This window comes from Promicromonospora sp. NPDC057488, from assembly GCF_042802395.1.
Taxonomy (GTDB): Bacteria; Actinomycetota; Actinomycetes; order Actinomycetales; family Cellulomonadaceae; genus Promicromonospora.
In genome coordinates this window covers 1-11436 of record NZ_JBHVEG010000191.1, presented here as the reverse complement: position 1 = coordinate 11436, position 11436 = coordinate 1, and the positions used below count along the sequence as shown (strand labels likewise).

The following is an 11436-nucleotide window of genomic DNA, read 5'->3' as shown; positions in this document are numbered from 1 at the left end:
GGGCTCCCCGACGGGAGCCCGGCCTCGGTCGTGTGCTCTGGATCAGGCCGCGACGGCCGCGCGCAGCTTGGCGCCCAGCTCGCCGTCGACGTTCGTCCAGTACTGGAAGAAGCGCTCCCGGATCTCGTCGATGGTGATCGACTGGCCCTGGCCGGTCAGGGTCTCCAGCAGGCGGGCCTTGGCGCCGTCGTCGTAGACCTCGCGGTAGAGCGTGCCCGGCTGGACGAAGTCGCCGTCCTCGCTGTGCAGCGTGGCCGCGGTGCGGACCAGCTCGCCGTCCTGCGCCCAGGAGCCGTCGTGCCCGCGGGCGGGGTCGGCCACGGGGCCGCCGAACGAGTTCGGCGCGTAGTTGGGCGTGCCCACCTCGTTGAAGTGGTGGCGCTGCGAGCCGTCCTGCGAGTAGTTGTGCACCGGAGCGGCGTGCGGCTGGTTGACCGGCACCGACTGGTAGTTGGTGCCCACGCGGTAGCGCTGGGCGTCCGGGTAGGAGAACACGCGGGCCATCAGCATCTTGTCGGGCGAGATGTCCGTGCCCGGGACCTGGTTGGCCGGGGACAGCGCGATCTGCTCGATCTCCGCGAAGTGGTTCTTCGGGTTCCGGTTCAGCGTGAAGTGGCCGAAGTGGATCAGCGGGTAGTCCGCGTGCGGCCAGACCTTGGTCAGGTCGAACGGGTTGAAGCGGTAGGTCTTCGCGTCGTCGTACGGCATGACCTGGACCTTGATGTCCCAGACCGGGTTGTCGCCGCGCTCGATGGCCTCGTACAGGTCGCGACGGTAGTAGTCCGCGTCGGCGCCGGCGATCTTCTCGCCCTCCTCCGGGCTGAGGAACTTCACGCCCTGGCGGGAGATGAAGTGGTACTTGACCCAGAACTTCTCGCCCGCGTCGTTGGTCCACAGGTAGGTGTGCGACCCGTAGCCGTTCAGCTCGCGCCACGAGGCCGGCAGGCCGCGGTCACCCATGAGGTAGGTGACCTGGTGGGCCGACTCCGGCGACAGGGTCCAGAAGTCCCACTGCATGTCGGCGTCGCGCAGGCCCGACCAGGGGAGGCGCTTCTGCGAGTGGATGAAGTCCGGGAACTTGATCGCGTCGCGGATGAAGAAGACCGGCGTGTTGTTGCCGACGATGTCGAGGTTGCCCTCGGTCGTGTAGAAGCGCAGCGCGAAACCGCGCACGTCGCGCCAGGTGTCGGGGGAGCCCATCTCGCCGGCCACGGACGAGAAGCGCAGCGCGACCTCGCCCTTGGCGCCCGGCTGGAAGGCCGCCGCACGCGTGTACTGCGACACGTCACCGGTGATCTCCCACTCGCCGAAGGCGCCGCCGCCCTTGGCGTGCACGATCCGCTCCGGGATGCGCTCGCGGTTGAACTGCGCGAGCTTCTCGACCAGGTAGCGGTCGTGGAGGACCGTGGCGCCGTCGGCGCCGACGGTCAGCGAGTGCGCGTCACTGGCGACCGGGGTACCGGTCTGCGTGGTGGTGTAGGGAGTAGTCATTCAGACGTGCCTTCCTCTGCTGCTGCTTGCGGGGGTTCTTGCGGGGTTCCAGCGGGGCTGGAAGGTCTGTGCGGTCAGGGCTGCGCGGTGGGATCCGCGCCGGAGCCCTGGTCGCGGCAGTCGGGACACAGGCCCCAGTACGTCACCTCGGCGGTCTCGACCACGAAGCCGTGGTCGTCGCTCGGGGTGAGACAGGGCGCGTGGCCCACCGTGCAGTCCACGTCGCCGATGGCGCCGCAGCTGCGGCAGACGATGTGGTGGTGGTTGTCGCCGGTGCGGCGCTCGTAGCGGGCGGGGTGCCCGGCGGGCTCGATGCGGCGCAGGAGCCCGGCGCCGGTCAGCGCGTGCAGGAGGTCGTAGACCGCCTGCACGGACACCGTGCCGAGCTCGGCACGGACCGAGCTCAGGACGGCGTCGGCCGTGGCGTGCTGGTTCTCGCCCACGGCGCGCAGCGCCGCCACCCGGGCGGCGGTCACGCGCAGGCCGGCGCCACGGAGGAGGTCCTCGGGCGTCGCGGCGGCGGGGGCGGTCGACGTCATGCATCCGAGCCTAGGCCCTAAACTGGAATCATTCCAGTTGAGCGGGGCAACGGGTTTCGCCCGGTGGAATGTGAGGCGGCCCACCTCACACCGGCCCGCCTGGCAAGTGGTCTCCTCCTGCTGGTACCGTGTAGGCACGACCGACCCGGTGTGAGCCGGGTGCGCAAAGTGGATTCCATCCCACCCGAGTCACGACAGCGCATCGCAAGATGCCGACAGAGTCCGGGTCCTTGGTCGGGTACGAAGGTCCGGCGGTGCTGTTTCCGGGCCAGCGTGTCCTTTCCTCGTGATGGCCTCCACCTGTGTTCAGGGCGGGGGCCATTTCCCGTTCCTGGTGGTCGATCAACGACTTCCAAGGAGCATCACCATCACCGAGCCTCGCATCAACGACCGGATCCGTGTCCCCGAGGTCCGTCTCATCGGTCCTGGCGGGGAGCAGGTCGGCGTGGTTGCCACGGCGGTCGCCCTGAAGCTCGCCCAGGACGCTGACCTCGACCTCGTCGAGGTCGCGCCGGACGCCCGCCCGCCCGTCGCCAAGCTCATGGACTTCGGCAAGTTCAAGTACGAGTCCGACATGAAGGCGCGGGAAGCCCGGCGCAACCAGGCGAACACGGTCCTCAAGGAGATCCGGTTCCGCCTCAAGATCGACCCGCACGACTACGGCACCAAGAAGGGCCACGTCGAGCGGTTCCTCTCGGCCGGCGACAAGGTCAAGGTCATGATCATGTTCCGTGGCCGCGAGCAGTCGCGCCCGGAGATGGGTCGTCGCCTGCTGGAGCGCCTGGCGGAGGACGTGGCCGATCTCGGTTTCGTCGAGTCCATGCCCAAGCAGGACGGCCGCAACATGACCATGGTCCTCGGGCCGGTCAAGAAGAAGGCTGACGCCAAGGTCGAGCAGCGCAAGCGCGCCACCGAGATCAACGCGGGCCGGATGACCAAGTCGGAGGCCAAGGCGCAGGCCCGTGCGGTCGACGCGCCCGAGGACGACGAGGTCGCCGAGGTCGCCGAGGACCAGGTCACCGAGACCGTCGAGGCCCCCGTCGAGGAGCCGGCCGCAGTCGTCGCGCCGGAGCCCGTCGAGGAGCCCGCGGTCGAGGAGCCAGTCATCGAGGAGGCCGTCGTCGAGCCCGAGCCTGAGCCCGAGCCCGTCGCGGAGGCACCCGCCCCGGCGGCGGAGCCGAAGCCGGTCGTCAAGGCTGCCTCCAAGCCGGCAGCGAAGCCCGCCGCCAAGGCAGCTCCGAAGCCGACCCCGGCCCCCAAGCCGGTGCCGAAGCCCGTGGCCCCCAAGCCGCGAGCACCACGCAACGCCGGCTGAGGCCAGGTCCCCCAAGACCACCACGACACCGGGCCGGCTTACCGGCCCAGGTAAACGTCGCCGTTCCAGCAACGGTCGACCGACATGAGGAGAGACGGCAGTCATGCCGAAGAACAAGACGCACTCCGGCTCCAAGAAGCGGTTCCGGGTCACGGGTAGCGGCAAGGTCATGCGCGAGCAGACCAACGCCCGCCACTACCTCGAGCACAAGTCCAGCCGTCGTACGCGTCGTCTGGCCGTGGACCAGGTCGTTGCACCGGCCGACGTCAAGAAGATCAAGAAGCTGCTCGGTAAGTGACCCCCGTGGCGCGCGCCTGACGTGCGCCGCCAGGAACCCTTCCAGCCCGAAGTAACAAGGAGTCTCACGTGGCACGCGTGAAGCGGGCAGTAAATGCCCAGAAGAAGCGCCGTACAACCCTCGAGCGCGCCGCCGGTTACCGCGGCCAGCGCTCGCGCCTCTACCGGAAGGCGAAGGAGCAGGTCACCCACTCGCTCGTCTACGCCTACCGTGACCGGAAGGTGCGCAAGGGCGACTTCCGCAAGCTGTGGATCCAGCGCATCAACGCTGCGTCCCGCGCGCAGGGTCTGACCTACAACCGCCTCATCCAGGGCCTCAAGGCCGCTGGTATCGAGGTCGACCGCCGCATGCTCGCCGAGCTCGCGGTCAACGACGTGGCGGCGTTCAACGCCCTCGTCCAGGTCGCCAAGGACGCGCTGCCGGCGGACGTCAACGCCCCGGCCGCTGCCTGAGGTTGAGCATCTCACCGGACGCCCGGACAGTGTCCTCCTCGGAGGCCCCCGCGCCGCTTGACGTGACGCTCGCGAATCCGCGAGCCGACCGGGTCAAGCAGGTGCGGGCACTGGCCGGGCGTTCGGCGCGCTCCCGGCACAGCCAGTTCCTGGTCGAGGGGCCGCAGAGCGTCCGGGAGGCGGTGCGGCACGCCGCGTCGTCCGTGCGGGACGTCTACCTGACGCCCGCGGCGGCGACGCGTTACACCGAGATCGTCGACGACGCCCGCGCCGCCGGGCTGTACCTGCACGTCGGCGCGCCCGAGGTGCTGGACGCGATGAGCGCAGACGCCCAGGGCGTGCTCGCCGTCGTGCGTTCCAGCGCGCCCTCGCTCGCCGAGGCCCTGGCCGCGCGCGCTCCGGAGCGGGCCGGGCGGCCGCTGCTCGTGGCGGTGCTCGCCACCGTCCGCGACCCCGGGAACGCCGGAACGGTCATCCGTGCCGCGGACGCCGCCGGCGCAGACCTCGTGGTGCTCGCCGGCGAGAGCGTCGACGTGCACAACCCCAAGGTGGTGCGCTCCACCGCCGGATCGCTCTTCCACCTGCCCGTCGTCACGGGACTCCCGCTGGACGCCGCCCTGACGGAGCTGCGCGGCATGGGCTGCCAGGTCCTCGCCGCCGACGGCACGGGGCCGCTCGACCTGGACGACCTGCTCGACGACGCCGGGAGCGGCGCCGCCCCGGACCTCGCCGGGCCGACCGCCTGGGTGTTCGGCAACGAGGCCTGGGGTCTCCCCGAGGCCGACCGGGATCTGGCCGACGCCGTGGTGCGCGTGCCGATCCGGGGCCGGGCCGAGTCGCTCAACCTGGCGACGGCGGCGACGGTCTGCCTGTACGCGAGCAGCAGGGCGCAACGCTGAGGCTGCCGGACGCCCGCGCGCTCACAGGGTGAGCGGGTGACAAATGCTCCTGCTGTGTCGCCCCGGTGGACGGTCCCCTACGGTGATCGCATGAGGTACATGCCTGATCTGAACCGCATCAGTGAGGCCCTGACCGAGGCGTTCGGCGTTCGGCAGGTGTACGGCGAGCCGATCGAGCGCGAGGGGACCCTCGTGATCCCGGCCGCCCGGGTGGCGACCGGTGGTGGCTCCGGGGGTGGGGGCGGCACCGAGCCTGGTGGCCACCACGCCCGGGCCGGTGACGCCGAGGGCGAAGCCGGGGCCGGTACTGACGCCAGCGCCGATCCCGAGCCGGACGGCGAGCCGGCCACTCTCGCCGAGGGTGGTGGCGGCGGGTTCGGCTTCGGCCGGCGCGCCGAGCCCGCGGGCGCGCTCGTCGTCGACGACGACGGCGTGCGCTGGGTGCCGGCAGTCGACGTGAACCGGATCGTGCTCGGGGGCCAGATCGCGTTCGTGCTCGCGGCCGCCGCGGTCGCGTGGGCCCTCACGCGTCGTCGTCGTCGCCGGTGAGAAATGGCTCCCCGCAGTGCGGGGGGCGCCCCTAGGATCGTCGGGTGCGGTTGTTCACGGCGGTCATCCCGCCCCAGAGCGTTCTTGACCATCTCGGGCTCGCCATCGACGGCGTGCCGGCATCCCCGCGGTGGGTACCCCGGGAGAGCCTGCACATCACGCTCGCCTTCTACGCCGACCTCCCCGAGGGGACGGTCCCGGAGCTGCGCGACGACCTGTCCGACGTCGCGCGCAAGCACGGGCCGATCGACCTGCGGCTGCGCGGTGCGGGGTCGTTCGGTGCCCGCGTCCTGTGGATCGGCGTCGACGGCGGTACGGCAGAGCTGAAGGACCTGGCGACCGACTGCCTCGCGGCCTCGCCACGCGAGGTGCCCGACGACGTGAAGCCGCACCGGGCGCACGTGACCGTCGCCCGCGCGCGGGCCGGCCAGGTGAAGCCGCCGCGCGGCCGGGACCGCTGGGGCAAGCGTGCGGGCGCCGAGCCGCGGTCGGCCCTGGAACCCGCCGCCCAGGCGCTCTCCGTGTACGCCGGTCCGGGCTGGACCGCCGATTCCTTCGCCCTCCTGGAGTCCCATCCGGGGGAGGGGCCGCAGGGTGGTCCGCGCTACGAGATCGTCCAGACCTGGCCGCTCGAGGGCTGAACGCGCGGGGGCTGATCCGCCCGGGGCTGTCGGGCCCCGCCTCCGTGGCCGGGACCAGGGCCGCCCCGGCCACGGAGGCATGACTGCCCGAAGTGCTGGTGAGCGATGCGACGGGCGCGCCAGGGAAGAGGCCGGTGTACCGGCCGACACGCCTCGCTCGCTCCCACCAGACTCGAACATGTGTTCCACATTAACGCACCGCTTCACGATCTGCCACCGCATGTCGCAAAAAAGAATTCAAGCACGCCAAGCGAGTTCAAAGCCATAAAACGGGCAGCATGCTCTCGACGGGTGGTGCGAGGCTACGCCCGCCCACCGACACCCATAAAAAGTGTGCCAAGCGCAGTCGTGCCGCCCCGCATTCACGTTGCTCGGGCTCGCCGGGGCATGGAATGATGACGGCATGCAGCCACTCACCCGCCGATTTATGCGGCCCGCCACGGGCCGTGCGGCGAGCGCTGCGCGCGGGCACTGAGCTGCCCTGTGGACAACGCGTCCTGAGCCCTGGCGGGCACCTAGACTTCACATGCCGGTACGGGTCCCCGAGCAGGGGAGCGGGCCGGCTCCCGAATCCGCCAGGAAGGCAAGCATGTCCACGCCCGAAGAGAAGGCACCCATCGATCCGCTCGACGAGGCGGCACTCGACGCCGCGGTCAAGACCGCTCTCGACGACATCGCCAAGGCCGGCGACCTCGACGCGCTGAAGTCCGTCCGCACGCAGCACACGGGGGACCGCAGCGCCCTGGCCCTCGCCAACCGCGGGATCGGCGCGCTGCCGGGTCCCGACAAGGCGAAGGCCGGCAAGCTCGTCGGCCCGCGCCGCGGCCGGATCAACCAGGCGATCGCCGCCCGCCAGTCGGAGCTCGAGGCCGACCGTGACGCGCGCGTGCTGCTGGAGGAGACGGTCGACGTGACCCTCCCCGTGCGGCGCACGACGACCGGCGCCCGGCACCCGATCGAGCTGATCCAGGAGAACATCGCCGACTTCTTCGTGGGCCTCGGCTGGGAGATCGCCGACGGACCCGAGGTCGAGGCGGAGTGGTTCAACTTCGACGCGCTGAACTTCGGCCCGGACCACCCCGCCCGCCAGATGCAGGACACGTTCTACGTCGCGGGCGAGGACGGCGCCGACTCCAACCTCGTGCTGCGCACCCACACGTCGCCGGTCCAGGCGCGCTCCCTGCTCGAGCGCGGCGTGCCCCTGTACATCGCGTGCCCCGGCAAGACCTTCCGCACGGACGCGCTGGACCAGACCCACACGCCGGTGTTCCACCAGGTCGAGGGCCTCGCGGTCGACAAGGGCCTGACCATGGCCAACCTCGTGGGCACGCTGGACGCCTTCGCCCGGGCCATGTTCGGCCCGGAGGCCAGGACCCGGCTGCGCCCCAACTTCTTCCCGTTCACCGAGCCGTCCGCCGAGATGGACCTGTGGTTCCCGCAGAAGAAGGGTGGCGCGGGCTGGATCGAGTGGGGTGGCTGCGGCATGGTCAACCCCAACGTGCTGCGCGCCGCCGGGGTGGACCCCGACGAGTACTCGGGTTTCGCGTTCGGCATGGGGGTCGAGCGCACGCTCATGCTGCGGCACTCGATCGCGGACATGCACGACATCGTGGAGGGCGACGTGCGCTTCTCCACCCAGTTCGGGACGGAGATCTGAAGTGCCCCTCATCGTTAAGGACTGGCTCGCCGACCACGTCGAGCTGCCCGCCGGCCTGTCCGCCGAGCAGCTCGCCGCCGACCTCGTGAAGGTGGGGCTGGAGGAGGAGGCGATCCACCCGGCCGCCGTGACCGGCCCCCTCGTGGTGGGTCGCGTGCTCGAGATGACCCCCGAGCCGCAGAAGAACGGCAAGACCATCAACTGGTGCCGGGTCGACGTGGGCCCCGAGCACAACGACGAGCAGGGTGCGCGCGGCATCGTCTGCGGTGCGCACAACTTCGGCGTGGGCGACCTCGTCGCGGTCTCGCTGCCCGGCACGGTGCTGCCCGGCCCGTTCCCCATCGCCGCCCGCAAGACCTACGGGCACGTGTCCGACGGCATGATCTGCTCGGTCCGCGAGCTCGGTATCGGCGACGACCACGACGGCATCCTGGTGCTGACCCGCCACGGGTTCGCCGCCGAGGACCTCACCCCCGGCCAGGACGCGATCGCGCTCCTCGGCCTCGGGGAGGAGGTCCTGGAGATCAACGTGACCCCCGACCGCGGGTACGCGTTCAGCTACCGCGGCGTGGCGCGCGAGTACGCGCACTCCACGGGCGCCAAGTTCACCGACCACGGCCTGGCCACCGGCGCCGAGCCGGCTGCCACGCCGGACGGCTTCGAGGTGCAGGTGCGGGACGACGCGCCGATCAACGGCGTGACGGGCTGCGACCGGTTCGTGACGCGGATCGTGCGCGGCATCGACCCGGCCGCGCCCACCCCCGCCTGGATGAAGCACCGCCTCGAGGGCTCCGGCATGCGGTCCATCTCCCTCGCGGTCGACATCACGAACTACGTGATGCTCGACCTCGGGCAGCCGCTGCACGCCTACGACCTGGCCAAGGTCGCGGCACCGATCGTGGTGCGCCGGGCCGCGGCGGGCGAGCACCTCACCACGCTGGACGACGTCGACCGCGCCCTGAACACCGAGGACCTGCTGATCACCGACTCGCCCGCGGGTCCCGGCAGCCGCGTGCTCGGCCTCGCCGGCGTGATGGGCGGGGCGTCGTCCGAGGTCAGTGACACGACGACGGACGTGCTCGTGGAGGCGGCGCACTTCGACCAGATCACGGTCGCGCGCACGTCCCGCCGGCACAAGCTCTCCAGCGAGGCCGCCAAGCGCTTCGAGCGCGGCGTCGACCCGCTGCTGCCCGCGGTCGCGGCCCAGCGCGTCGTCGACCTGCTCGTCGAGCTCGGCGGCGGCACCGCTGACGCCGCGGTGAGCGACCTCGACCACACGGCCGAGACCAGCCGCGGGCCCATCGCGCTCAAGGTCACCGAGCCCACCCGGCTCTCGGGCGTCAAGTACACCCCCGAGCAGGTGCGCAGCACGCTCGAGGAGATCGGCGCCACGGTCGAGGCGGCGGGCGACGGCGTGCTCGCCGTCACCGCGCCGTCCTGGCGGCCCGACCTGACCGAGCCGGCCGACCTGGTCGAGGAGGTCGTGCGCATCCAGGGCTACGACCAGATCCCGTCGGTGCTCCCGGCGGCCTCGGGCGGTCGTGGGCTCACGGCCGAGCAGCGCACGCGGCGCTCCGTCGCGCGCGCCCTCGCCGAGGCGGGTTTCGTCGAGACGCTCAGCTACCCGTTCGTGGGCACGCCCGAGTACGACGCCCTCGGCCTGCCTGCCGACGACGAGCGCCGTAACGCGCTCCGCCTCGTCAACCCGATGGCCGACGACAAGCCGCTGCTGCGGACCAACCTGCTGGTCACGCTGCTCGACACCGTGCGGCGCAACGTGTCGCGCGGGCTCACCGACCTCGCCGTCTACGAGATCGGGCTCGTCACCCGCCCGGTGCCGGGTGCCCCCGCGGCGCCCGCGCTGCCCGGCGGCGTGCGGCCCACCGACGAGCAGCTCGCCGCGCTCGCGGCGGCGGTCCCGGACCAGCCGCGCCGGGTCGCCGGTGTGCTGACCGGCAAGCGGGAGCTCGCCGGCTGGTGGGGCGCGGGTCGCGCCGCCGGCTGGGCGGACGCCCTCGCGGCGGCCCGTCTCGTGGCCGAGCGCGCCGGTGTCGAGGTGGTCGTCACCGCCGACACCGAGCACATGCCGTGGCACCCGGGGCGCTGCGCGCGTCTCGAGCTCACGGACGGCACGCTCGTCGGCCACGCCGGCGAGCTGCACCCCAAGGTCGTCGAGTCGCTGGGCCTGCCCGCTCGCGCGGCGGCGTTCGAGGTCGACCTGACCGTCCTGGTCGGCGCGGCCTCCGGCGAGCCTGTCAGCGCCACGTCCGTGTCGGCGTTCCCCGCGGCCAAGGAGGACTTCGCCTTCGTGGTCGACGGTGACGTGCCGGCCGAGGCCGTGCGCTCGGCGATCGTGGCCGGCGCGGGTGAGCTCCTGGAGGACGTCGCCCTGTTCGACGTCTTCACGGGGGAGCAGGTGGGCGAGGGCAAGAAGTCCCTCGCGTACTCGCTGCGCCTGCGCGCCGCGGACCGCACGCTGTCGGCCCAGGAGGTCCGCGCGGTGCGCGACGCCGTCGTGGAGTCGGCGTCGGAGAAGGTCGGCGCGGTGCTGCGTGGCTGACGCGCCCGCGGCGTCGGGTGCCCGTGTGGGGGCGTCCGACGCCGTCCCACCCGCGCGCACGGCGCTCGTCACGGGCGCCTCGCGCGGCATCGGCCGCGAGATCGCGCTGGGTCTCGCGCGGGCAGGGCTGGGCATCGCCCTGCTCGCGCGGGACGCGGTGCGGCTCGAGGCCGTGGCCGCCGAGGCCCGGTCCGCCGGGGCCGCGACGGTCGTGGTGCTCAGTGCCGACGTCTCCGACCAGGCAGCGGTGCGTGCCGCCGTCGGGCAGGCCGAGGAGGCGCTCGGGTCGATCGACCTGCTGGTCAACAACGCGGGTGCCATCGAGTCCGAGCACCCGCTGTGGGAGGCCGACCCCGACGAGTGGTGGTCGGTCTTCGAGACCAACGTGCGCGCGCCCTTCCTGTTCAGCCGCAACACGGTGCCCGGCATGATCGCGCGCGGCGGGGGCCGGGTCGTCGACCTGGCCTCGGGCGCGAGCTCGCACGAGATGTCCGGCGGCAGCTCGGCGTACAACGCGAGCAAGACCGCCCTGGTGCGGATGGGCGCCAACCTGCACGACGAGGGCTTCCGCCACGGGATCCGCGTCTTCGAGCTGGCGCCCGGCGTCGTGAGGACCGACATGTCGACGGGCATGACGCTGCACGAGAATCGCACGGAGTGGACCCCGGTCGAGCGGGTCACCGACGTCGTGAACGCGATCGCGGCGGGCGAGCTCGACGAGTGCTCGGGCTGGTTCCTGCGCGTCACGGACGACACCCCGGCCTCGCTCAAGGAGCGCGCGGCGCAGGTCCAGGCCGAGGGCGCGGAGCGGACGGCCCGTCGGCTCCGCGTGCTGCCGGCGGGCAGCACCGACCCGCTGACGGGAGCCCTCACGGGCCGCTGAGCCCGGTACACAGCTGGCTGACCCGGTCTCGGCCCGACCTCTACCGCACCTTCTCTTTCGAGGCCTAAGTTTCTTCGCTTTGAGCCGGCTCAAAGCGAATAAACGTAGGACTCGAAAGATAGTGGCCGTGGCCGAGCGTGGCCGAGCGTGGC

11 protein-coding genes are annotated in these 11436 nt (G+C 71.9%); 9 read left to right on the top strand and 2 right to left on the bottom strand.

Going from position 1 to position 11436, the window contains the following annotated elements:
• Positions 1-42: 42 nt before the first annotated feature.
• Both ACFU5G_RS25820 and ACFU5G_RS25815 read right to left on the bottom strand, forming a co-directional pair.
• On the bottom strand, positions 43-1491 hold the full coding sequence (locus ACFU5G_RS25820) for a catalase (protein ID WP_377251242.1): 1449 nt from the start codon (positions 1489-1491) through the stop codon (positions 43-45).
• Between the two features lie 74 nt (positions 1492-1565).
• On the bottom strand, positions 1566-2030 hold the full coding sequence (locus tag ACFU5G_RS25815; RefSeq protein WP_377251240.1) for a Fur family transcriptional regulator: 465 nt from the start codon (positions 2028-2030) through the stop codon (positions 1566-1568).
• Between the two features lie 289 nt (positions 2031-2319).
• Here ACFU5G_RS25815 and infC point away from each other — a divergent pair, with 289 nt between their 5' ends.
• The 9 genes from infC (at position 2320) to ACFU5G_RS25770 (ending at position 11284) form a co-directional block, all read left to right on the top strand.
• Positions 2320-3345 carry a translation initiation factor IF-3 gene (gene infC, locus ACFU5G_RS25810; RefSeq protein WP_377251238.1) on the top strand — a complete coding sequence of 342 codons (1026 nt, stop codon included), beginning with the start codon at positions 2320-2322 and terminating at the stop codon, positions 3343-3345.
• Between the two features lie 103 nt (positions 3346-3448).
• On the top strand, positions 3449-3643 hold the full coding sequence (gene rpmI / locus ACFU5G_RS25805) for a 50S ribosomal protein L35 (protein ID WP_020016628.1): 195 nt from the start codon (positions 3449-3451) through the stop codon (positions 3641-3643).
• A gap of 68 nt (positions 3644-3711) precedes the next feature.
• Positions 3712-4095 carry a 50S ribosomal protein L20 gene (gene rplT / locus ACFU5G_RS25800; protein WP_377251236.1) on the top strand — a complete coding sequence of 128 codons (384 nt, stop codon included), beginning with the start codon at positions 3712-3714 and terminating at the stop codon, positions 4093-4095.
• A 62-nt stretch (positions 4096-4157) separates the two neighbouring features.
• On the top strand, positions 4158-4994 hold the full coding sequence (locus tag ACFU5G_RS25795; protein ID WP_377251234.1) for a TrmH family RNA methyltransferase: 837 nt from the start codon (positions 4158-4160) through the stop codon (positions 4992-4994).
• Positions 4995-5093: 99 nt separating this feature from the next.
• On the top strand, positions 5094-5543 hold the full coding sequence (locus tag ACFU5G_RS25790) for a hypothetical protein (protein WP_377251232.1): 450 nt from the start codon (positions 5094-5096) through the stop codon (positions 5541-5543).
• Positions 5544-5587: 44 nt separating this feature from the next.
• Positions 5588-6184 carry an RNA 2',3'-cyclic phosphodiesterase gene (gene thpR / locus ACFU5G_RS25785; protein ID WP_377251230.1) on the top strand — a complete coding sequence of 199 codons (597 nt, stop codon included), beginning with the start codon at positions 5588-5590 and terminating at the stop codon, positions 6182-6184.
• Between the two features lie 589 nt (positions 6185-6773).
• Positions 6774-7841, top strand: a complete 1068-nt coding sequence (gene pheS, locus ACFU5G_RS25780; RefSeq protein ID WP_377251228.1) for a phenylalanine--tRNA ligase subunit alpha — start codon at positions 6774-6776, stop codon at positions 7839-7841.
• A 1-nt stretch (position 7842) separates the two neighbouring features.
• On the top strand, positions 7843-10401 hold the full coding sequence (gene pheT / locus ACFU5G_RS25775; RefSeq protein WP_377251226.1) for a phenylalanine--tRNA ligase subunit beta: 2559 nt from the start codon (positions 7843-7845) through the stop codon (positions 10399-10401).
• Positions 10394-11284, top strand: coding sequence for an SDR family NAD(P)-dependent oxidoreductase (locus ACFU5G_RS25770; protein WP_377251224.1), 891 nt, complete (start codon positions 10394-10396; stop codon positions 11282-11284). Before pheT ends, ACFU5G_RS25770 begins: the two co-directional genes overlap by 8 nt.
• Positions 11285-11436: the final 152 nt, after the last annotated feature.